This is a genomic window from Stutzerimonas sp. NM35 (assembly GCF_054604355.1).
In genome coordinates this window covers 3,108,060-3,130,228 of sequence record NZ_CM137728.1, presented here as the reverse complement: position 1 = coordinate 3,130,228, position 22,169 = coordinate 3,108,060, and the positions used below count along the sequence as shown (strand labels likewise).

General features: G+C 61.0%; 21 protein-coding genes. 12 read left to right on the top strand and 9 right to left on the bottom strand.

Annotated features, from left to right (window positions below):
- The first annotated feature begins 107 nt into the window (after positions 1-107).
- From epd to fba, 5 genes are all read left to right on the top strand, one after another.
- Positions 108-1,160 (top strand): erythrose-4-phosphate dehydrogenase, encoded by a 1,053-nt coding sequence (epd, locus tag ACYCFC_RS14490; RefSeq protein ID WP_459652033.1) that lies wholly within the window; start codon positions 108-110, stop codon positions 1,158-1,160.
- Between the two features lie 30 nt (positions 1,161-1,190).
- Entirely contained in the window at positions 1,191-2,354 is a 1,164-nt protein-coding gene (locus ACYCFC_RS14485; protein WP_459652032.1) for a phosphoglycerate kinase, read from the top strand.
- 82 nt (positions 2,355-2,436) lie between these two features.
- Positions 2,437-2,628, top strand: a complete 192-nt coding sequence (locus ACYCFC_RS14480; RefSeq protein WP_459652031.1) for a hypothetical protein — start codon at positions 2,437-2,439, stop codon at positions 2,626-2,628.
- 29 nt (positions 2,629-2,657) lie between these two features.
- Entirely contained in the window at positions 2,658-2,993 is a 336-nt protein-coding gene (locus ACYCFC_RS14475; protein WP_459654002.1) for an MliC family protein, read from the top strand.
- 206 nt (positions 2,994-3,199) lie between these two features.
- Positions 3,200-4,264, top strand: coding sequence for a class II fructose-bisphosphate aldolase (gene fba / locus ACYCFC_RS14470; protein ID WP_459652030.1), 1,065 nt, complete (start codon positions 3,200-3,202; stop codon positions 4,262-4,264).
- Positions 4,265-4,320: 56 nt separating this feature from the next.
- Here fba and ACYCFC_RS14465 read toward each other — a convergent pair whose 3' ends face one another.
- Positions 4,321-4,701: a response regulator gene (locus ACYCFC_RS14465; protein ID WP_459654001.1), complete on the bottom strand. Its 381-nt coding sequence runs from the start codon at positions 4,699-4,701 to the stop codon at positions 4,321-4,323.
- 454 nt (positions 4,702-5,155) lie between these two features.
- Between ACYCFC_RS14465 and ACYCFC_RS14460 the strand changes: the two genes are divergently transcribed.
- The 4 genes from ACYCFC_RS14460 to ACYCFC_RS14445 all read left to right on the top strand — a co-directional run bounded on the left by ACYCFC_RS14460 (position 5,156) and on the right by ACYCFC_RS14445 (position 6,865).
- A complete protein-coding gene (locus tag ACYCFC_RS14460) occupies positions 5,156-5,434 on the top strand; it encodes a DUF3509 domain-containing protein (protein WP_181083685.1) in 279 nt (92 codons plus the stop codon).
- Positions 5,435-5,503: 69 nt separating this feature from the next.
- The gene (locus tag ACYCFC_RS14455) at positions 5,504-5,977 is read left to right on the top strand and encodes a hemerythrin domain-containing protein (RefSeq protein ID WP_181083687.1); all 474 of its coding nucleotides are present in this window, start codon (positions 5,504-5,506) and stop codon (positions 5,975-5,977) included.
- 187 nt (positions 5,978-6,164) lie between these two features.
- Positions 6,165-6,521, top strand: coding sequence for a hypothetical protein (locus ACYCFC_RS14450; RefSeq protein ID WP_181083689.1), 357 nt, complete (start codon positions 6,165-6,167; stop codon positions 6,519-6,521).
- 155 nt (positions 6,522-6,676) lie between these two features.
- The gene (locus ACYCFC_RS14445) at positions 6,677-6,865 is read left to right on the top strand and encodes a hypothetical protein (RefSeq protein ID WP_181083691.1); all 189 of its coding nucleotides are present in this window, start codon (positions 6,677-6,679) and stop codon (positions 6,863-6,865) included.
- A gap of 105 nt (positions 6,866-6,970) precedes the next feature.
- Here ACYCFC_RS14445 and ACYCFC_RS14440 read toward each other — a convergent pair whose 3' ends face one another.
- From ACYCFC_RS14440 to dbpA, 3 genes are all read right to left on the bottom strand, one after another.
- A complete protein-coding gene (locus ACYCFC_RS14440) occupies positions 6,971-8,155 on the bottom strand; it encodes an aminoacetone oxidase family FAD-binding enzyme (RefSeq protein WP_181083693.1) in 1,185 nt (394 codons plus the stop codon).
- A gap of 31 nt (positions 8,156-8,186) precedes the next feature.
- A complete protein-coding gene (gene yccS, locus ACYCFC_RS14435) occupies positions 8,187-10,385 on the bottom strand; it encodes a YccS family putative transporter (protein ID WP_459652029.1) in 2,199 nt (732 codons plus the stop codon).
- 136 nt (positions 10,386-10,521) lie between these two features.
- Positions 10,522-11,901: an ATP-dependent RNA helicase DbpA gene (gene dbpA, locus ACYCFC_RS14430; RefSeq protein WP_181083697.1), complete on the bottom strand. Its 1,380-nt coding sequence runs from the start codon at positions 11,899-11,901 to the stop codon at positions 10,522-10,524.
- 731 nt (positions 11,902-12,632) lie between these two features.
- Here dbpA and ACYCFC_RS14425 point away from each other — a divergent pair.
- The 3 genes from ACYCFC_RS14425 to ACYCFC_RS14415 all read left to right on the top strand — a co-directional run bounded on the left by ACYCFC_RS14425 (position 12,633) and on the right by ACYCFC_RS14415 (position 15,291).
- A complete protein-coding gene (locus ACYCFC_RS14425; protein ID WP_181083699.1) occupies positions 12,633-12,896 on the top strand; it encodes a DUF4212 domain-containing protein in 264 nt (87 codons plus the stop codon).
- A 3-nt stretch (positions 12,897-12,899) separates the two neighbouring features.
- Positions 12,900-14,669, top strand: coding sequence for a sodium:solute symporter family protein (locus tag ACYCFC_RS14420; protein ID WP_459652028.1), 1,770 nt, complete (start codon positions 12,900-12,902; stop codon positions 14,667-14,669).
- A 100-nt stretch (positions 14,670-14,769) separates the two neighbouring features.
- Positions 14,770-15,291, top strand: coding sequence for a hypothetical protein (locus ACYCFC_RS14415; RefSeq protein WP_459652027.1), 522 nt, complete (start codon positions 14,770-14,772; stop codon positions 15,289-15,291).
- Between the two features lie 148 nt (positions 15,292-15,439).
- On the opposite strand, the gene ACYCFC_RS14410 is transcribed toward ACYCFC_RS14415, so the two are convergent.
- The 5 genes from ACYCFC_RS14410 to ACYCFC_RS14390 all read right to left on the bottom strand — a co-directional run bounded on the left by ACYCFC_RS14410 (position 15,440) and on the right by ACYCFC_RS14390 (position 21,741).
- The gene (locus ACYCFC_RS14410) at positions 15,440-16,147 is read right to left on the bottom strand and encodes a 3'-5' exonuclease (RefSeq protein ID WP_459652026.1); all 708 of its coding nucleotides are present in this window, start codon (positions 16,145-16,147) and stop codon (positions 15,440-15,442) included.
- Positions 16,144-18,078 carry a putative nucleotidyltransferase substrate binding domain-containing protein gene (locus tag ACYCFC_RS14405; protein WP_181083707.1) on the bottom strand — a complete coding sequence of 645 codons (1,935 nt, stop codon included), beginning with the start codon at positions 18,076-18,078 and terminating at the stop codon, positions 16,144-16,146. Before ACYCFC_RS14405 ends, ACYCFC_RS14410 begins: the two co-directional genes overlap by 4 nt.
- A gap of 433 nt (positions 18,079-18,511) precedes the next feature.
- The gene (locus tag ACYCFC_RS14400) at positions 18,512-18,916 is read right to left on the bottom strand and encodes a type 2 periplasmic-binding domain-containing protein (RefSeq protein ID WP_181083709.1); all 405 of its coding nucleotides are present in this window, start codon (positions 18,914-18,916) and stop codon (positions 18,512-18,514) included.
- Between the two features lie 11 nt (positions 18,917-18,927).
- The gene (locus ACYCFC_RS14395; RefSeq protein WP_459652025.1) at positions 18,928-20,097 is read right to left on the bottom strand and encodes a hypothetical protein; all 1,170 of its coding nucleotides are present in this window, start codon (positions 20,095-20,097) and stop codon (positions 18,928-18,930) included.
- Between the two features lie 21 nt (positions 20,098-20,118).
- Positions 20,119-21,741, bottom strand: a complete 1,623-nt coding sequence (locus tag ACYCFC_RS14390; RefSeq protein ID WP_459652024.1) for a methyl-accepting chemotaxis protein — start codon at positions 21,739-21,741, stop codon at positions 20,119-20,121.
- Between the last annotated feature and the right edge of the window lie 428 nt (positions 21,742-22,169).

The window sequence follows — 22,169 nt, the reverse complement described above, 5'->3', positions numbered from 1 at the left end:
CGCTGGAGGCTGGAGGCTGGAGGCTGAACGAGAAACGGCAGCGAGCTGCTTTTTCGTCCAGCCTTCAGCCTTAAGCCTTCAAGCGGCTTGAAACAGGCCGAATATCCATGCCGCAACAGCGTCCTCGTCCTTATCGCATCGCCCTCAACGGCTACGGCCGCATTGGCCGCTGCGTGCTGCGCGCCTTCTACGAGCGCGGCGCGGCGTTCGATTTCCAGTTCGTCGCGCTGAACGATCTGGCCGATATGCCCAGCCTGGAATACCTCACCCGTTTCGACTCCACCCATGGCCGCTTTCCCGGCGAGGTGGGCGTGGACGGCGATTGCCTGCATATCAATGGCGATTGCGTGAAGGTGCTGCGCGAATCGACGCCGGAAACCATCGACTGGCGCGCACTGGGCGTGGACCTGGTGCTGGAGTGCTCCGGCGCCTACAACACCCGTGCCGGTGGCCAGCGTTTTCTCGATGCCGGCGTGCCGCGGGTACTGTTCTCCCAGCCCATGAGCGGGGCCGGCGACGTCGATGCCACTGTGGTGATGGGCGTCAATCATCAGCAACTGAGCGGTACCGAGCGGCTGGTGTCCAACGCCTCCTGCACCACCAACTGCGGCGTGCCGCTGCTCAAGTTGCTCAACGATGCGGTGGGCATCGAGTATGCCTCGATCACCACCATTCATTCGGCGATGAACGATCAGCCGGTGATCGACGCCTACCATCACGATGACCTGCGCCGCACCCGCTCGGCCTTCCAGTCGGTGATCCCGGTGTCCACCGGTCTGGCGCGCGGCATCGAACGGCTGTTGCCGGAACTCTCCGGGCGGATTCAGGCCAAAGCCGTGCGGGTGCCGACGGTGAACGTGTCCTGCCTGGATATCACCTTGCAGACATCACGCGATACCGATGCGCACACCATCAATCGGGTGCTGCGTGAAGCCGCCGAATCCGGGCCGCTGAAGGGCCTTCTGGCGTACACCGAACTGCCCCATGCCAGTTGCGATTTCAACCATGATCCGCATTCGGCCATCGTCGATGGCAGCCTGACGCGGGTTTCCGGTCCGAGATTGGTGAACCTGCTGGCCTGGTTCGACAACGAATGGGGCTTCGCCAATCGCATGCTGGATGTCACTGATCATTACTTGCGCGTGGCCCACCGCGCCTGAATCGCCGTTCTTGAATTTAAGGAAGACCCCATGACCGTTTTGAAGATGACCGACCTCGACCTGCAGGGTAAGCGCGTGCTGATCCGCGAAGACCTCAACGTGCCTGTGAAGGATGGCGCGGTGAAGAGCGATGCGCGCATCCTGGCCTCGCTGCCGACCATCAGGCTGGCGCTGGAGAAGGGCGCGGCGGTGCTGGTCTGCTCGCACCTGGGCCGCCCGGAGGAGGGCGTGTTCAGCGAGGAAGACAGCCTCAAGCCGGTGGCCGACTACCTGAGCAAGGCGCTGAATCGCGAAGTGCCGCTGGTCCGCGATTACCTCGACGGCGTCGAAGTGAAACCCGGGGAGCTGATATTGCTGGAAAACGTGCGCTTCAACCAGGGCGAGAAGAAGAACACCGACGAGCTGGCGCAGAAATACGCCGCGCTGTGCGACGTCTTCGTCATGGATGCCTTCGGCACCGCCCACCGCGCCCAGGGCTCGACTCACGGCGTGGCCAAGTTCGCCGATATCGCCTGCGCCGGCCCGCTGCTGGCCGCCGAGCTGGATGCTCTGGGCAAGGCGCTGAAGAGCCCGGCCAAGCCGATGGCCGCCATCGTCGCTGGCTCCAAGGTCTCGACCAAACTGGACGTGCTGAACAGCCTGAGCCAGGTTTGCGACCAGCTGATCGTCGGGGGCGGCATCGCCAATACCTTCCTCGCCGCTGCCGGTTTCCCGGTGGGCAAGTCGCTGTATGAAGCCGATCTGGTCGATACCGCCAAGGCCATCGCGGCCAAGGTCAGTGTGCCGCTGCCGGTGGATGTGGTGGTGGCCAAGGCCTTCGCCGAGGATGCCGAAGCGACGATCAAGGCGGTGGGCGAGGTGGCCGAGGACGACATGATCCTCGACATCGGCCCGCAGACAGCGGCCAATTTCGCCGAGCTGCTCAAGTCCTCGAAGACCATTCTTTGGAACGGCCCGGTCGGTGTGTTCGAGTTCGATCAGTTCGGCAACGGTACCAAGGTGCTGGCTGAAGCCATCGCCGAAAGCCCGGCGTTCTCCATCGCCGGTGGTGGCGACACCCTGGCGGCCATCGACAAATACGGCGTGGGCGAGCGGATTTCCTACATCTCCACCGGTGGTGGCGCCTTCCTCGAATTTGTCGAAGGCAAGGTGCTGCCCGCCGTGGAAGTGCTGGAGCAGCGCGCCGCACAGTAAGCGCATGGGTTGCGTCTGCTGACGCAACCCATGCCATTCAGCGCTGTCTCTGTTCTGTCCGATCACGGAATGGAGACTCACCATGCGTTATGTCGCAATTGCTGTTTGTTGCCTGGGGCTGGCCGGTTGTGCCGGTGGCGCGCCGGACTCGGCCTGCGAAGTGTTCGCGCCGCCGCCGGTGGAAAGACCGACCGCACAGGGAGATCAGCGAATGCAGATGCAAAGTACCGGCGACCCTACCGCCGGCACCGCCGCCGATGCGCAGGATTGCTGATGGGCCGGAGTGCGCCCACCCAAGGAGCTGTGATGAAAGGTCTGTTTGTGCTGATGGCGGCCATGCTGCTCGGTGGCTGCCATCATTGGCAGTCCGGCCCCGATGCGCCCTTCGTGCGCTGGAAATGCCAGAGCCAGCAGAACATTGCCTGGCGTTATGCGGATGCCGAACGCCAGAGCGTGGACCTGAAGATCGGCAACAGCGAGAAGGTTCATCATCTGCGCAAGGAACCCGCTACCCGTGGTGCTTTCTATAGCGATGGCGTGGTGGCTTTCCATGACAAGGGCAACCAGGCGCTGGTTTACCGACTGGGCGATGACAAGCTGCTGGCTCATGGTTGCAGTGCTTCGCTGATTACTTTTTGATGCCGTGATTGTCGCGGGAGCTTGGCTGCGATTTACCGCTCCTGATGGCTTTTGCCTCATCCACCACTACAATGCCGCGCCATACCGCGCGGTGCTTGAACAGCGCCGGCCTCTGCGGCAGGCTTTACCGGGCCGTTGAAAAACATAGATAGTTTTTCAACGGCCTGTTACACGATCAAACGACCCAAACCGGGAGAAAGGAAAACATGGCACTTATCAGCATGCGCCAGATGCTCGACCACGCCGCCGAATTCGGCTACGGCGTGCCGGCCTTCAACGTCAACAACCTCGAGCAAATGCGCGCCATCATGGAAGCGGCCGACAAAACGGACTCCCCGGTGATCGTTCAGGCTTCCGCCGGTGCGCGTAAATACGCTGGCGCGCCCTTTCTGCGTCACCTGATCCTGGCGGCCATTGAAGAATTCCCGCATATCCCGGTGTGCATGCACCAGGACCACGGCACCAGCCCGGATGTCTGCCAGCGCTCGATCCAGCTCGGCTTCAGCTCGGTGATGATGGACGGCTCGCTGCGTGAAGACGGCAAGACGCCCGCCGACTACGACTACAACGTCCGCGTGACCCAGCAGACCGTAGCCTTCGCCCATGCCTGCGGCGTGTCCGTGGAGGGTGAGCTGGGTTGCCTCGGCAGCCTGGAGACCGGCATGGCTGGCGAGGAAGACGGCGTCGGCGCCGAAGGCGTGCTCGACCACAGCCAGCTGCTGACCGACCCGGAAGAGGCTGCCGACTTCGTCGCCAGAACCAGGGTCGATGCCCTGGCCATCGCCATCGGTACCAGCCACGGCGCCTACAAGTTCACCAAACCGCCGACTGGCGACGTGCTGTCGATCCAGCGCATCAAGGAAATCCACGCGCGCATCCCCGACACCCACCTGGTGATGCACGGCTCTTCCTCGGTGCCCCAGGAGTGGCTGGCGATCATCAACCAGTACGGTGGCGACATCAAGGAAACCTATGGCGTGCCGGTCGAGGAAATCGTCGAGGGCATCAAGTATGGCGTGCGCAAGGTCAACATCGACACCGATCTGCGCCTGGCCTCCACCGGCGCCATTCGCCGCATGATGGCCGAGCAGCCGAGCGAGTTCGACCCGCGCAAGTTCTTCGCCAAGACCATCGAGGCCATGCGCGACATCTGCATCGCCCGTTACGAAGCCTTCGGCACCGCCGGCAATGCCAGCAAGATCAAGCCGATCTCCCTGGAAGGCATGTTCCAGCGCTACGCCAGCGGTGAGCTGGACCCGAAGATCAACTGATTCTTCGGTAAATGAAAAGCCCGCTCAATGCGGGCTTTTTATTGCTGCGCAGACGTTCAATCCGCCAGCAGCAGCCGAACCTGGTTGTACAGCGAGTCCAGCAAAAAGGGTTTGGCCAGTACTGGCGTAGTACGTGCGATGGCGCTGCCGGACTCATAGATCTCGATAGGGTAGCCGCTGATGAAGAGCACCTTGAGATCGGGACGCAGCTTGAGCGCAGGTTCGGCGATCATCACGCCCGAAACATTGCCCGGCAGGCGAAAGTCGGAAATCAGCAAATCGAGATGCGGCCTGGTCGCAATGATTTCAAAGGCCCTGGTCGAATTTTCGGCAGCCAGTACCCGATAGCCTTCGTCGGACAGATAGTCGCTCAGCAGATGGAGAATCTGTGGTTCGTCTTCGACAATCAGGACGACTTTTGCTGACGCTTGATTCATTGAGGCTTTCTCGATGTCTTCGAACGTACGGTGTCGATAATGGCAAGTCCTGATCTTCGACCGCCGGTGTTTCTCGGGTTCAGCAGGATCAGCCGGGCGGTCATCCCGCTGGGCAGGGCATAGGTCGGTCGAGGTTTCACAGACTGTTGCCAGGCAGTCATCGTTGCCCCAGCGTCGCGGTCGCAGGGTAGCAGCGCAATACGACAAACGGACACCATGGCGCCCGCTGACATGGCGCATGTTTCCTCCTTTTCTATGTGTGGTCCGAAAGTCTCGGCTGTAGTCAATTCACTTCAGAATGCATGCCATGTCATTAGCCTTCTTGCGTTTTGCATGGCTTCAAAGTGCCACTGTTCGCTGTATGTGTTTGATTTAAAAGGTTTTTTAATGTGAGTGCGTTGGCATGAAGGCTGCTCTGATTATGGGGGCTGGACCATAATCGGAGTACATAACAATGATCGTCGCTGAAAAAGTTCTCACTGCCGCTTTCCCCGAGTTTGAAGTACTGACCACCCAGCGTCCGGATGGCGGGTTGCTGCTGAGCCTGCGTAACGATGGCCGCGAGGTCATCAAGCGAGCGGTTTCCAAAGGACAGACGCAAACCGCAGTGCAGTTGGAGTGGGTCATCAGCTCGATTCGCCGAGACTTGGCCCTCGAGGCCGGAATGTCACCGGCCATTGCCCGTTTGCAGAGTCAGAGCCGCACACGGCTGCCCACTTACGATTACGCCTGAGCAACTAACGATCCGACCCGGCCGCAGAGTCCGGAGCGTCGTAAACCTGATAAGGATGAGGAATTTCGCATGAATGCCATTGACCTGCTGATCGAAGACCATGAACGAGTGAAAGAGATACTGACGCGCCTGACGGACAGCACGGAGCGGGCCGTCAAGACGCGCACCGAGCTGCTGGGCAAACTGGAAATGGAAGTCACCATTCACACCCAGCTGGAAGAGCAGATCCTCTATCCCGCCTACAAGGAAGCCGGTGGCAAGGAAGAAGCGAAGATGTACCACGAGGCCAAGGAAGAGCACCGGGCCGTGGATGCCCTGGTACTGCCCGATCTCAAGGCGACGGACCCAGGCAGCCTGGAGTTTTCCGGGCGTGCCAAGGTGTGCAAGGAGCTGCTCGAGCATCACATAGAGGAGGAGGAATCGGAGATGTTCCCCACGGCTCGTGAGCTGTTCGACAAGGCCCGGTTGGAAGAGATGGGTGAGCAGATGGTCGAGCTGAGGAATCGTCTGAAGAAGGAATTCAGCGCCAGACAGGCCGCCTGAAGCATCTGGAGCTGATCTCGCTTCGGGCTTGTGACGATGCGGGATCAGGCTCTGGCTGGGCAATGACCTCGGGCCGGCATGGCGCATGCGGGGCACTCTGTCCCCCGCGCGGGGTCAATTGCCGAGAGGATCGTAGATCCGACTGTCGTCGGCGACCTGGCCGGCTCAATCTTTGGAGGTTTTTCCCATGCGTCTTGCTTATTTATCTGCACCGATTCTCGGTCTGTTGCTGGTTGGTTGTGGTCCGGATGAAGACCGTGAACGCGAGGTGCCGCCGCCGCAGCCAACCACCGAGCAGCCTGCCGCGCCCGTGCCTGGCACGCCGCCTGCCGATACCGGAACCACTGGTAGTGGCACGGGAACCGGCACTACCGGCACCACGGGCGGCGCTACCACTGGCACGGGCACGGCAGGTGGCGTGGAAACGAACAGCGGTACCGGTGTTGCCAATCCTGGCGCCATGGACAATTCCGATACGGATGGCAGCCTGGAAACCGAGCCGGGTACGGGGACTGGGCCTAACCCCACTGGCAGCGGGCAATAACAAGCCGTTGAAAAACTACCTGCGTTGGCAATACTGCGCCAAACAGCCTCAGCAAGCCGCTTGCGGCTAACGCGCCTGGTCTTGCCTGCCTCGCCTAGGTTTTCAAAGGCTTGGTAAACGCCTGTACGAAGCGTCATTGCGGGAGAACGAACGACATGAAATCGCACTTGTTGGTTGCCGCGGCGGCGCTTCCTGTTTCGTTGCTGCTGATGGCCTGCTCGCCGGAGGAAGAGCCTTCGGCGCTGGATAACAACAGCAGGAATCAACAGGAATACCAGAACACCGCAACGGACCCGGCGGGACCTCGAGAAATCTCGCCGCCGTCGAACAGGACCAATGAATAGCCGTAGGCTTTGTGCCTGTTCGAAGGTCTGGTGGGCCGAATGTACACGCCTCTTGCAAAGGCGAACGAAGGTGGTCGAAAAATGCGGCCCTACGGATACCCGGTCCTACGCATATTGCGCAGCCGCGTAGCCCGAGGCCCAGGCCCACTGGAAGTTGAAACCGCCCAGGTGACCGCTGACATCCAGTACTTCGCCAACAAAATACAGGCCGGGTGACTTCATCGATTCCATGGTCTTGGAAGAAACCTCGCGTGTATCGACCCCGCCCAAGGTAACTTCGGCGGTGCGATAGCCTTCGGTGCCGGCGGGCACCAGTTGCCAGGCGGCGAGCCTTGTGGCGATCCGTTCGAGCTCGCTTGGGGTGTATTGCTTGAGCGGCCTGGAGGTGAACCAGTGTTCGCTCAGCAAGCCGGCCATCTTGCGTGTGAACAACTCTCCCAGAATCGTCTTCAGCTCGCTGTTGGGGCGCTCGCGCTGCTGCTCGGCAAGCCATTCGGCAAGGTCGAGGTGCGGCAGCAGGTTGATCTCGATGACATCGCCAGCCTGCCAGAAGGACGACACCTGCAGAATCGCCGGCCCGGAAAGGCCGCGATGGGTGAACAGGATGTTTTCGCGAAAACTCTGCCCGTTGCAGCTCACCAGACAATCTTCCACCGAAGTGCCGGACAGCTCGCCACAGATGGCCTTGAGTTGCGGATCGGTGATGGTGAAGGGCACCAGCCCGGCGCGGGTCGGCAGCACGTTGTGGCCGAACTGGCGCGCCACCTGATAGCCGAAACCGCTGGCGCCCAGCGTCGGGATCGACAGACCGCCGGTGGCGATCACCAGTGACTGGCAGTCGATGGCGCCAGCGCTGGTTTGTAGCTGGTAGCCCTCGGCAACTTTTTCAATTGTTTGTACCGCGGTATCCAGGCGCAGCTCGACGCCGGCCTGTGCGCATTCATCCAGCAGCATCTGCAGGATGTCGCTGGATTTGTGATCGCAGAACAGCTGGCCGAGTTTTTTCTCGTGATAGGCAATGCCGTGGCGGGCAACCATCTCGATGAAGTCCCACTGGCTGTAGCGGGCCAGTGCTGACTTGCAGAAGTGCGGATTGGCGGACAGGAAGTTCGCCGGCTCGGTATACAGGTTGGTGAAATTGCAGCGCCCGCCGCCGGACATGAGGATCTTCTTGCCGGCCTTGTTGGCGTGATCGAGCAGCAATACCCGCCGCCCGCGCGCGGCGGCGCTGAATGCGCACATCAAGCCGGCGGCGCCGGCGCCGATGATGGTGACGTCTGTGGTTGGCACTGCATGGCCCTCGTTAGAACAGCCGCATATGTTAGCGCGCGGTTGTCTCGGCAGGCTCGCCCGTTTGCTTGAGCAGGTGCACCGCCATGCTGCGCAGCGGGGCCAGCTGGCGGCAGATCAGCCCCAGTTGCGTCTGCAGCAGGCGGTGGGCATCGTCCATGTCGTCGGAGGTCTGTTCGAGCTGCTGCGCCAGCGCTTCTTCCGCTTCGCTGTGTACCGCCAGGGGCTGTTTGTTCTGCAGCGCCGCCGCCATCTCGTCGAGGCTGCTGGCCAGCTGTTGCGCAGCGCTTTCGAGCAGTTCGTCGCGGGCATCGTCGGGCAGGCTTTCACGGTGCGCGCCGAGGCCTGACAGGTAGTTGAGCAGGGTGTGCGAGAGGATCAGGAAGCGAAAGCCGGTCTCGGCATCCCGGCGGAAGTGGCCGGGCTCCAGCAGCATGTTCGACAACGTGGTCGAGAGCGCCGCATCGGCATTGTGCGCGTTGCGCCGGGCCAGTCGATAGGCCAGGTCGTCACGCTTGCCGCTCTCGTACTGGTGCATGATCTGGCGCAGGTAGTCGGCGCTGCGGCTCAGGGTATTGGCGACCACCTGGTTGAGGCGACGGCCCTGCCAGTCCGGCAGGATCAGGAAGACCGCGGCGGCGGCGATCAGGCTGCCCAGCAGGGTATCGATCAGGCGTGGCCAGATCAGTCCGTAGCCATCGCCGACCTGATTGAAACAGAACAGCACCAGCAGCGTGATGGCCGCCGTCGCCAGGGTGTAGCGGCTGCTGCGCATGGCGAAGAACACGACGCCGGCGATCACTGCGAACAGGGCCTGGACCTGCTGGCCGGGAAACAGGTCGAACAGCGCCCAGCCAGCGACCAGGCCGAGGACGGTGCCGGTCACCCGCTGTACCAGCTTGATCCGCGTTGCGCCATAGTTGGGCTGGCAGACGAACACGGTGGTCAGCAGCACCCAGTAGCCCTGTTCCGGGTGGATCGCGTGCAGCACCGCATAGCCGCAGACCAGCGCCAGGCTCATGCGCAGGGCGTGGCGAAACAGCAGCGAGGTGGGCGTCAGTTGCAGGCGGATACGGTTGCCGGCATCGCGCAGCGACTGCGGCTGGCGATCCAGCAGGCTGCTGTCCTGCTCGCCTTCCAGGGCGTCGGGATTGCTCGCGCTGGACAGCTGGCGCTGCATCGTCGAGAGGTTGTGCGACAGGGCGCGCAACGAACGCAGCAAACCGCGCCAGGCCGGGTTGTTCTGCTGGCGCAGGTAATCGAGCGAGGCTTCGAGGTCGGTCAGCGCCTGGGCATTGGCCTCGCTGTAGCGAAACGGCTGTCGCAGCCGGATCGCACTGGCCAGCTCGCGGCAGGCGACACTCTGCAGGCGCAGCAGGCGCCCGCAGCGAAACAGCACGTCGCTGTGGAAGAATGCTTCGGTCAGTGCCTGATAGGGATGGTGCGAGGAGCTGACGCGCTCGTGCAGATCCTGGGCAAGAAAATACAGCTTGAGGTAATGGTTGATCTTCACCCCCGCCCGACCATTGCCGAGACGATGCAGCAGGGTTTCCTTGGTGGCGTTCAGGGCGCTGACCACGCGCCCGTTCTGCTGCGCCAGCTGCAGGCGCTGCTGCTCCACGTCGAGCTGGTGGATCGGCTCGAACAGCGCGGCCTTGAGCTTGAAATACTGCCCCAGCTCGCGATACAGCCTGGCCAGGCTCTGCTGCACCGGTTGATGTGCGAACAAAGCGTTCCAGAACACCGACAGCAGGCCGTACCACGCTGCGCCGGCGAGCAGCAGCAAGGGGTCGCGCCAGGGGTGCAGCATCGCACCGTCGCGCTGGTCGGCAGCGATCATGCTGTAAATGGAGAGGATCAGCGTGGCCTGGGCAATGGTCGCGTAACGCTCGCCCAGTGCGCCGAGCATGATCAGGCTGAAGGCCGCCGCCGCCATGCCCAGCGTGAACAACCAGGGGTAGGGAAACAGCAACTGTACCGACACGGCGGCAATGCTGAAGCACAGCAGCGTCACCAGCAGGGCCGTGAGTCGTCCGAACCAGCTGTCATCGGTTTCCGCCAGGGCGCTGGCGATGACACCGAGGAACAGCGGGATCACCACCCCTGGCTCATCCAGATACCAGCTCAGCCCCATGCTGGCCGACAGTGCGATCAGCACCCGCAGGCTGTAACCGAACTTGTCCAGCGCCCAGAGGCGACGCAGGGAGTGGCCAACAGAGGGTGAACGCATCGGATCGAATCCTAATGGTAGGTCGGATTGGCCGAAGGCGTAATCCGACGATCAGAAGACGTCATTTGACGCATCGGGTGCCGGCCTTTACAACGTCTGATGATCCGCTCGTCGGGTCGGTGAAGCGTGACCTGACCTACAGCACCCTGACCTTCAACGAGCGGCCCTTGATTTTCCCGGCATTGAGGCGATGGAGCGCCTGTTTGGCGACACTGCGCTCGACGGCCACGAACGCCTGAAAGTCGAAGATGGCGATCTTGCCCACCTGAGTGCCGGGGATGCCGGCATCGCCGGTCAGGGCGCCGAGGATATCGCCGGGACGGAGCTTGTCCTTGCGCCCCGCGCCGATGCACAGGGTAGCCATCGGCGGTTGCAGTGGCTCGCCCGGTTGTGCCTTGAGGTTGCCCAGCGGTTGCCAGTTCAGCGGCGCCTTCTGACGTTCCTCGATGGCGCGTGCGCGATGGGCTTCGGCGGGCGCGACCAGGCTGATGGCGATGCCCTTCCTGCCGGCGCGCCCGGTGCGGCCAACGCGATGGATATGAATTTCCGAATCACGCGCCAGCTCGACATTGATCACCATGTCCAGGGCGTCGATATCCAGCCCGCGCGCGGCGACATCGGTGGCCACCAGTACCGACAGGCTGCGGTTGGCGAACATCGCCAGCACCTGGTCACGATCACGCTGTTCCAGATCGCCGTTGAGCGCCATGGCGGAAATGCCCTTGGCGCTGAGCTGCTCGACCAGTTCCTGGCATTGCTGTTTGGTGAAACAGAAAGCCACACAGCTTTCCGGGCGGAAACTGGCGAGCACACGGACCACGGCATCCATGCGGTTTTCCGGGTCGATCTCGTAGAAACGCTGTTCGATCTGTGCATCGTCGTGCAGCGCCTCGGCTTTCACCTGCTGAGGATCGCGCATAAAGGTGGCGGACAGCTGCTTGATGCCGCTCGGGTAGGTTGCCGAGAACAGCAGGGTCTGCCGTCGGCTCGGCGTCTGTTCGATGATCTCGGCGATGGCGTCGTAGAAGCCCATGTCGAGCATGCGATCGGCTTCGTCGAGTATCAGGGTGTTGAGACCATCGAGCTTCAGCGTGCCCTTCTTCAGGTGCTCCTGAATACGCCCTGGCGTGCCGACGATGACATGCGCGCCATGCTCCAGCGAAGCGATCTGCGGGCCGATGGAAACACCACCGCACAGGGTCAGGATCTTGATGTTGTCGGCGGCGCGGGCCAGCCGGCGCAGCTCCTTGGCGACCTGATCGGCCAGCTCGCGGGTCGGGCACAACACCAGCGCCTGACAGCCGAAGTAGCGTGGGTTGAGCGGTTCCAGCAGGGCGATGCCAAAGGCAGCGGTCTTGCCGCTGCCGGTCTTGGCCTGGGCGATCAGATCCATGCCCTTGAGCATGACCGGCAGGCTCTGGGCCTGGATCGGCGTCATCTCCGCATAGCCGAGGGCGTCGAGGTTGGCCAGTGTGGCCGGGCTGAGGGGCAGGGTGGAGAAGGCTGAACTGGGCACAGGGGCATCATCTATAAGGAAACGGCAAGCAGTCTAACAGACCGGCCCGGGCTGCCTCACGAAAGCGCAGCGTCAACGCACCCGTGGCAACGCCTGCATCGAGAGTTTTGGCATTGCGCAGCAAGTGGACCCCAGAGAGAGCGGATTTTACTTTCCAGGCGGCTGAAGTGATTCCGGGAAGATTGAAGTGTGGCTGTAATATGGATGTGAAAGAATGGCCGATGAGTTGTTTGTCTCTGCCGATTAAACCTGAGTTGTTCCTGTTTTCTTTGATAGCTGATTAATCTCTGGCTCCTTGATTTTATTTGATGACGTTTATTTGTAATTTCCTGGAAGTTGTTGTTGTACCGTTCTGGAGGAATATGTTTTTCCGTCAATTCAATTAATGGTGCACTTGCGCGCTCTTTGTCGCTTCCGTTTTTTGGCTGCCTGTGAGCTTGTCGCAAACCGCAAGGTCATGGCTTTGCGTGGCTGACGTCTGGCGTCCGGCTGGCTGCTTTTGCTTCTCATCGACATCGTGCATCCGCCTCGGCCCGGACCGACATCGAGCATCTGCCAGCGATGCTTTAGCTGCTCCCGAGAGAATTCGCGCAGACGCTCTGGCTCAATGGACAGCGCGCGTTGATCAGGGTGTTCAGACTAAAGTCGGGGCTTACTTTCGAGAACCCACCTTTGCTAAATTCAGCGTGTGGGTTTCCCTCACTTGCATAACAATAAGGCGGAAAACGGCGATGACCGAAGAAGATAAGAAAAACGCTGCGGCGTACTGGAAGGCGAACGTTCGCCTCATAACATGGAGCCTGGTGGTCTGGGCTCTGGTCTCATATGGCTTTGGCATTCTCTTGCGTCCATTGGTGTCCGGTATCCCGGTCGGGGGAACGGATCTGGGCTTCTGGTTCGCTCAACAGGGTTCGATCATTACGTTCATTTTGATCATCTTCCACTACGCGTGGCGGCTGAACAAACTGGACAAAGAATTCGGCGTTGAGGAATAACCCATGAGCCAATATTGGATTAACATGTTGTTCGTGGGCGCATCCTTCGCGCTCTATATCGGGATTGCGGTCTGGGCTCGTGCCGGATCGACCAAGGAGTTCTACGTTGCCGGTGGTGGCGTCCATCCCGTGACCAACGGGATGGCGACTGCGGCTGACTGGATGTCTGCGGCTTCCTTCATTTCCATGGCCGGTATCATCGCCGCCGGTGGTTACGGTACGTCTGTCTACCTGATGGGCTGGACCGGTGGTTACGTGCTGCTGGCGATGCTGCTGGCACCCTACCTGCGCAAGTTCGGCAAGTTCACGGTACCGGATTTCATCGGTGACCGTTTCTACAGCCGTGGCGCGCGTCTGGTAGCGGTCATCTGTCTCATCCTGATCTCCGTTACCTATGTGATCGGTCAGATGTCCGGTGCCGGTGTGGCCTTCTCCCGCTTCCTCGAAGTGAGCAACGACACAGGCATCTGGCTTGCCGCCGCGATCGTGTTCGCCTACGCGGTATTCGGTGGCATGAAAGGCATCACCTACACCCAGGTGGCGCAGTACGTGGTACTGATCATCGCCTACACCATTCCGGCCGTGTTCATTGCCTTCCAGCTGACCGGCAACCCGATCCCGATGTTCGGTATGTTCGGTACCCACGTCGAGACCGGCATGCCACTGCTGGATCGACTGGATATCGTCGTTCAGGACCTGGGCTTCGCTGCCTACACCGCAGATGTCGACAACAAGCTGAACATGTTCCTGTTCACCCTGTCGCTGATGATCGGTACCGCTGGTCTGCCGCACGTCATCATCCGCTTCTTCACCGTACCGAAAGTGGCTGATGCCCGCTGGTCCGCTGGCTGGACGCTGATCTTCATCGCCCTGCTGTACCTCACTGCTCCGGCGGTGGCGTCCATGGCGCGTCTGAACCTGGTCGATACCATCTATCCGGAAGGCACTGAATCCGCTGCGATCCTCTATGAAGAGCGTCCGAGCTGGATCCAGACCTGGGAACAGACTGGTCTGATCAAGTGGGAAGACAAGAACAATGACGGTCGTGTGCAGATGTACAACGACGCCAACGCTGCCTTCGCTCCCACTGCGCAGGAGCGCGGCTGGAACGGCAACGAGCTGACCGTCAACAACGACATCATCGTTCTGGCCAATCCGGAAATCGCCAACCTGCCAAGCTGGGTAATCGGTCTGATCGCTGCGGGTGCCATTGCTGCTGCACTGTCCACTGCTGCGGGTCTGTTGCTGGCCATCTCCTCGGCCATCAGTCATGACCTGATCAAGACGATCATCAATCCGAAGATCAGCGAGAAGAGCGAGATGCTGGCGGCTCGTCTGTCCATGACGGCAGCCATCGTTCTGGCAACCTGGCTGGGGCTGAACCCTCCAGGCTTCGCGGCTCAGGTGGTGGCACTGGCGTTCGGTCTTGCTGCATCGAGCCTGTTCCCGGCGCTGATGATGGGGATCTTCTCCAAGCGCGTGAACAGCAAGGGCGCCGTTGCCGGCATGCTGGTTGGTGTGGGGAGCACGGCCGTGTACATCTTCCTGTACCTGGGCTGGTTCTTCATTCCTGGCACCAACACCTTCGCCAACACGCCTGCCGAGTGGATGTTCGGTATTTCCCCGCAAGCCTTCGGTGCTGTCGGTGCGATGCTGAACTTCGCAGTGGCCTATGCCGTATCCATGGCTACCGAGGCTCCGCCGCAGGAGATCCAGGATCTGGTAGAAAGCGTTCGTACCCCGAAAGGTGCTGGCGCTGCGCTTGATCACTAAGTGATAATTCGGCCAGAAGTCGGGTTGATAAATCCGATCCACGGTTGAGATACAAGTCGGGCTTCCATTTGGAAGCCCGATTTTTTTGAGGAAAATTTCTATGATCTGGCATCTCATTGCTGCAATCTGCGCCGGCCTGGCGGGTGCGGGGATTGCGCTGGTGTTGCGTAATCTGACTCGCAATCGACTGCCGAAATGGATCATCCCGGCATTCGCCGGTCTGGGTATGCTCGGTTACACCATTCATTATGAATACACCTGGTTCGAGACCAAGCAGGCACGTCTGCCGGAGGGCTCGGTGGTTGTTTCGAGCGAAGATGGGCATATGTTGTGGCGGCCCTGGACGACCCTGTTTCCCATGCCGTTGGCCTATACGGTACTTGATGGCGCCAATGTGCTGGTCGAGGATACGGCCAATGGGCGAATTGCCCGTTTCGTACTGTATCGCTTTGAAAAGCATCACCTGATGTCCACTGTAAAAAGTGATTCTTATCAACTTCTCTGTGATGAGAAGGTAATGTTCAGGCTGAATGAAAAAGGCGAAGCGAAGTTCGAAAGCATGATCAAACTGGATGCCGATGCGCCGCTTTACCGGGCCACTTGCGCGTCTGATCGCTATTGAAATAACGCTGAAAAGGTCGCTGCTTTGCGTAATCGCTAACCTGTCGCGTGCATGGTTAGCTGGAGCGCATTCTTCGAGGGTTGGTTTTTTCAGGCGATACAACGGCTTGCCAAGGATGATGATCCTCGGCAGTCGATGTCTGTAGCGGTCAGATGGAGTGGGAGGCAGCCTTGCGCGAGCGCTGCCAGGAACTGAGTGCCTGGGCCAGTTCGTCGATCTGGCCAATGTCCTTGCGCTGGGCACGATTGAGCAGGATCAGGGCGATCTCGGCAGTGGCCATTGCGTCTGCGGAGGCGTGATGCCGTTGCGGCATCTGAATCTTGAAATAGCTGAGCCAGTTGTCCAGACCGTTGCGCCGGACCGGTGCTTCCGGAAACAGCATGGGGGCCAGGTCGGCCACATCGAGAAAACTGTGTTTCAGGCTGTAGCCCAGCTCCTGCTTCAGGGCGCGGGCAAGCATGCGCTGGTCGAAAGGTGCATGGAAGGCCAGTATTATGCTGTCGCCTACGAACTCCATGAAACTGAGCAGTGCTTCTTCAGGGGCCTGACCCTTGGCCAGTTCACTGGGCGCAATGCCGTGGATCAGTACACTCTCCGTGACCTCGACGTGGCGACGCAGGGTGCATTCGAACTGTTGTGAATAGTCGATGGCGCCATTTTCGATGGTGACCGCGCCGATTGAAATGACCTTGTCACGCTTGAGATGCAGCCCGGTGGTCTCAAGGTCGAGAACCACCAGCCGCTGCTTGCGCAGCGACACGGCTCCCGGCGGGGCGGGCAGTGGCAGTTCATCCAGCCGCTGCTGTTGTTCGTGCGTGAGTTTGGGGCCGCGTGGGTTGAGCCAGAACATGTTCATAGTTGATAGCGCAATGCGAGACTGCCTTGAAGGCGCTGGGCTTGTCGGAAGGACTCGCGCAGGATGCGCCGGTCCAGATGGTTGAGGTCTTGCGGGTCCAGCCGGTTGGAGAAGGGCAGGCCATTGCGTGACTGTTGCTGATGGTGCTGCATGCGCGTCTGCTGGATGAAGTGATAGGCCTCTTCGTAAGCCTCGCCATCCTTGGGTTCCATGGCGCCTTTTTCCACCAGCTGGCGCAAGCGCTCCAGCGTGTTGCACTCACCGATGCCATTGGCCAGGGCCAGCAGCCGTGCGCCGTCTACAAAGGGCGTCAGGCCCTGAATCTTGAGGTCGAGCGTGTCCTTGCCATCGCCCTTGCGCTCCAGCACGAAATCGCGGAAGCGGCCTACCGGCGGGCGGTGGCGCAGTGCGTTGCCGGCCATCAGGCGCTGGAATATCGGGCTTTCGGCAACTTCGTCGAGCATGTGCTGACGCAGTTTCTCGCAGCCCTCTTCCGGGCCCCAGATCGAGCGAAGGTCGAAAAAGATGGTGCTGGACAGCAGATTTTCCGGTGTTGCTTCGCGGACGAACGAGCTGAAGCGTCGTTTCCACTCCTGGCGTGACAGGCACAGCTCGGGGTTGCTGGCCATGATGTTGCCCTTGCACAGGGTGAAACCGCAGACATCCAGATCACGGGTGATGCGTTCGGCCAGCGGCAGCAGCTTGCCGCGAATGAGTGCGGCCTCGGAGGCATCGCTGGCCTCGAAGAGAATGCCGTTGTCCTGATCGGTGTGCAGCGTCTGTTCCCGGCGCCCTTCGCTGCCGAAGCACAGCCAGGTGAAGGGAATGCCGGGATCGCCCAGGTCGGCAATGGCCATCTCGATGACGCGGCGTACGGTGTGGTCGTTGAGCAAGGTGATGATATGAGTGATCTGGGCGGACGACGCGCCATGGGCCAGCATGTTGTCCACCAGCTGATTGATGCTTGCGCGGATGGCCACCAGCGTTTCCACACGGTCGGCGTGGAGGATGGTCTGCGCCAGATGGACCAGATCGACCCGTTGCAGCGAGAACAGATCGCGCTCGGAAATCACACCGCAAAGCAGGCCGTCCTTTACCACGCAGATATGCCCGATATGCCGCTCGGTCATGGCGATGGCTGCGTCGAAGGCCGTGGCCGCCGGCGGCAGATGGAAGGGCTCGTGAGTCATGAACACCGATATGGGGCTGCTCAGATCGCCCTGCTGGGTCCCGACGACCCGGCGCAGGTCGCGCAGGGTGAAGATGCCGAGCGGGTGCTGTTCTTCATCGACGATGACGATGCTGCCGACGTTCGACTCCTGCATCAGGCCGACCGCCTCGCGCAACGGCATCGAGGGCTGACAGGCGATCGGGTGATGCACGGCCAGCTCGCCGACGGTGGTTTCCAGCGAATAGCGTTCGCCCAGGCTTTCCACCGCGCGGGTTTGTGCCTGCTGGTTGACCAGGTCGAGCAGGCTGCTCACGCCACGCATGGCGAAGTCGCGAAACGCGGCGGACTTGGACACCAGTTTGATGAATGCCGGCTTGTTCAGCAGCAGGCAAAAGGTGTCTTCGGCAGCGAAATGCCCGGTTCGGGTGGCGCGCTCACCCATCAGCGCAGCCATGGGAAAACACTCGCCTACGATGACCTCGAAAGTGGTATCCGTGCCGCGCTTGGCCGTATGCGGACGCTGGCCATGAACCCGGCCCTGTTTGACGATATAGAAATGCTGGACTGTGCCGTCTTCGGGAGAAATGATGCAGTCGCCTTCGGCATAGAAACGCAGCTCGCAGTTTTCCACCAAGAAGGCGAGATGCGTCGGCTCCATCTGGATGAAGGGCGGAAACTTGCGCAGGAACTCCATGGTTCCGTGGATGTTCTGCAGTACGGCAGTCTTGCCTGCCTCGGCGAAAGCGTCAGCTTTGCTCATGGTTCACTTCCAGTTTTGTTCCATGTTGGGCCGCGGGCCGCTCTGGCCCAATTGGACGTAAGTCTAGTCGTGGCTGGAATGGGGCAGGCTGATCCGTGTCAGCTTGGCGGCTGGGGCGCCTGCGTAACATCAGCAGGCTTGGCTCATCGTGGGAGCGGGCCATGCCCGCGAACGGGACCACATTTTTCCAAGGCCCAATGGCCTGTTGCACAAGGCTGCTTTTGCAGGCTCGAATTCATTCGCGAGCTTTTCGCGGAATATTCGGTGCCGGGGCATAAAAGCTCGTGGACAAGTCCGCTCCCACAGGGTATGCGGTGCGCACGGGCCATTGTGTGGGAGGGGCCTTGGCCGCGAACGGAGCCACTCGGATGGTTCGGGTATTGCCAATAAAAAACCGCCTGGGCAGGCGGTTTTTTCTGATGTGGCAGCGTGGCTACGGCAGGGTGAACAGTACCTTGACCGAATCGTTGACCGCAGCGCTGTCGACATAGCCGATGGCATCGGCTTCGGCAGCGACCCTGGCGACCATGGCCGCATCGTCCTCGACACTGGCCAGGGGCTGGCCCTTGCCGGTGAAGATCAGGCCGGACCAGTAGGATTTCAGCTGCGACTCGTTCTTTTTGGTGACCGTGGCGTAAAAGCTTTCCTTGGCCGGGGTCCAGTCCTTGAGGTCGACGCCCTTCATGGACTTGTCCTTGCCCAGAAAGATGTTGGCAACTTCCGCTTGCGAAGGCGCTTTGGCCGCGCCTGGATTGACGATCACGGCGACCTCGGCCTGAGCCAGGGAGACCGTGGCAAGCAGCGCGACGGCGCAGAGGGTGCGAAGGGATGTTTTCATCTGGACGCTCCTCAGAATACGAAATCGACGCCAACGGAGACGATGTCGCCGTCGTAGTTGCGGGCCGGGGTACCAGCGGTACCGGAAGTCATGCCATGAACCGTGTTGTCGAAAACCTCCTGGGCGTTACGGGTGAAGACGCCGTCATAGCCATTGGACGTATCGACGCGCTTGTATTCGCCCTTGACCACCACGGTCGGGGTCGCCTGGTAGTTCAGGCCCAGGGTCCAGGAACTCTGGCGACCACCGTTGTCGTCCAGTTGCGCGTAGGTCAGGTGCGGCAGGAAATCGCCGAAGCGACGACCGCCCATCAGGTAGAAGGAGTCGATTGCTTTCATACCGTCGTTTTCGATCTGTCGCGAAGTCCATTCGTTGCTGCTGATCCAGGTGCCGTTGTCGTACTGGTAGCCGATCGAGATGAACTTGCCTTTCTCTTTATCCAGGCTCAGCAGCGAGAGTGATTCGTTTGCGCCTTGGCCAATAGCGCTGGCGTCTACCACGCCGCTGATATCGGTCTTGATATCGGCTTCGACGTAGCCGATGCGCAGCGTGCCGAAATCATTCGTGGCCAGGCTCAGGCTGGCGCCGAAGAGGTTGCCGTAGTCGATATCGAACAGCTCGTCGTAGGCGTAGTAATCACGGTTCTTCGCCTGACCGCCGGCAATCTGGACAGTCACCGAACCGTAGGACAGCGGAAGCGTGTAGACCGCATCGACGCCTTCGTAATTGGTCACCTGGACCTGGCTGTAGACCTCGTCGGGCAGGCGCAGCCAGGGGTAGCTGTAGCCGACGTCGAGGCTTTCGGAATACATGTAGACCGGGCTGCGCAGACGCCCGGCACGGAGCATCAGTTGATCGCTGGTCTGCCAGGACAGGTAGGCCCACTCCAGGTTGGCCTTCCACTCGTCCTGCTCGGCCTTGGCGGTAGCCTGGACGGTCACGCCGACGGCATCGGTCAGGACGTAGCTCAGCTGGGCGCCGAACTTGGACAGCTGGTCGCCGCGCCAGGAGTCGTTGGTCTGGCCCTGAATGCCATAGCTGCGGCCATCATCTTCGCCACCCAGATGGGTGAAGCCAACGGTGCCGAAGCCGTTGAAGCGGTATTCGCCCTGATCCAGCGCAAGCGCCGGTGTTGCGGCCAGGCAGGCGGCTGCCAGGCTCATGACACGTAATGCGGTCATCGGTGATGCCCCTAAGCAAAGTTAAACACGGAACTGGGCGGTGGCCGCCCGCAGGTGGTCGCCGGTGCTGACCAGTTGCTCGCCAAGACGAGCGGTGGCTTCGGCGCCGTTTGCGGTTGCTTGTGCGTCCTGCTGCAACACTTGGGTTTCTTGTTGGATGGAACTCGACAGGCCGATCTGCTCCTGGGTGAACTGGGCGATGCCGGCGTTGAGTTCGTCGATCTGGTTGACGGTCTGGGCGATGGCCTCCAGCAGCTGGTTCGCTTCCAGCGAGCGTTCGATGCTCGCGCGGGATTTCTCGCCATTGCGGGTCATCACGTCGAGCACCGTGTTGGCGCTGGTTTGCAGGCGCTGAATGATCTGCTGGATCTCGGCGGTCGAGGTGGCGGTCTTCTGCGCCAGGTTGCGCACCTCGTCGGCGACGACGGCGAAGCCCCGGCCCTGCTCACCGGCGCGGGCCGCCTCGATGGCCGCGTTGAGTGCCAGCAGGTTGGTCTGCTCGGTGATAGCGCGAATCACGGTCAGTACGGAGCCGACTTCCTGGGTTTCTTCCTCCAGTTGCTCCATGGCCCGCACGGCGCTCTGCACGCTGTCGCCCAGATCATTGATGCCGCTCGAAAGGCTGCCGACATGTTCGCGCGCCGCTGCCGTCTGGCGGGCTGCGGCGTTGGCTTCGTCCGAGGCTTGGCGCGAGCGCTGCGCAACTTCCTGGATGCTGCCGGTCATGGTGAGGATGTCGCGGGTGATGGAGTCGGTATGCCGCTGTTGTGACTTGGCGCTTTCTTCCGAGCCCTGGGTCAGCTTGTACAGCTCTTTCGAGACCTGGCCCAGCGGGGAGGCCGCCTCGATGATCTGGCGAATGGTGCCCTGCAGCTTGTCGAGAAAACCGTTGAACAGTTCGATCATGGCGCCGATTTCATCGTTCGACTCGACGTTGACGCGCTGGGTCAGATCACCGTCGCCACGGGCGATGGACTGCAGCGAGGCGATCACGCCGCGCACGTTGGCCATCACGCTGCGGATCACCAGCCAGGCGCCAAGGCTTACCAGAGTCACCAGGGCGAGGCTGAGGATGATGCCCAGGCGTGTGGTCGCCGCGTTGGCTTCGCGGGTCTGCGCGAGCGTCTGCTGGAAGTCCTCGTAGGCACCGGAGCGGAAGTCGGCGGCCAGTTTCTGTGCCTGCGCCAGATCGCTTGCCATGCGGTCGAGGCTCGGGCGCAGGTCGTCGAACGAGGCGCTGCCGTCGATCAGTTTCGCCGAGGCGTTGAAGGCGTTGTCGGCGTAGCCCTTCACGGCGTTGCGCCAGTTATCCAGCACCGAGTGTCGTTGCGGTTGATCGCTCAGCAACGCGGCCAGTGCCTGATGCTGGACATCGATATCCTGCAGCACGTCTCGCGCATCGCCGAGCACTTCGGCTTCGCCAGCCGCCACCGCATTGTTGAGCAGCCCCGGTATGCGCGAGAACTGGAAGATCGCCGCATCGGTTTTTTCCAGGGTGGGGTAGCTTCGGGTTTCCAGAACCACCAGGCGCGAATCGGTGGCCGACAGCTGCAGGGAGGTGTAGCCCACATAGAGAATCAGCCCGAACAGGGCGACGGCAGGCACCAGCAGCAGCTTGGCGGTCAGGGAGAAGTTCTTGAACATTGGTGGACGAAGGGCAGCGGATACTACGCAAGCGAAACTGATACCGAAAGGCCATCAGTCGGAAATATTGTGACTGAAGTTGTAATTTGAGTCATATATCGGTTGTCGCAGGTAGAAGTTGAATACCGTTGGGCGGATTCAGGTTTTTCGTGGGGGCGGCGGCTGGTGGCGTTGCGCTTCAGCCGCGAAATTGCTAACAAGTCCGCTACAGAGGATGGTCGGGCATCTATTCGCGGGCATGGCCCGCTCCCACAGGGTATGCGGTGTACGCGGCCATCGTGGGAGGGGCCTTGGCCGCGAAGGGAACCGCTCGGGCATCGCTTCGCAGGCATGGGCTCAGTGTCCCGTCCTTCCCGGAAACAGGGTTGCTCCAACAACCCGCAACGGAGACATAGCCATAAAAAAACCGCCCCGAAGGGCGGTTTCTC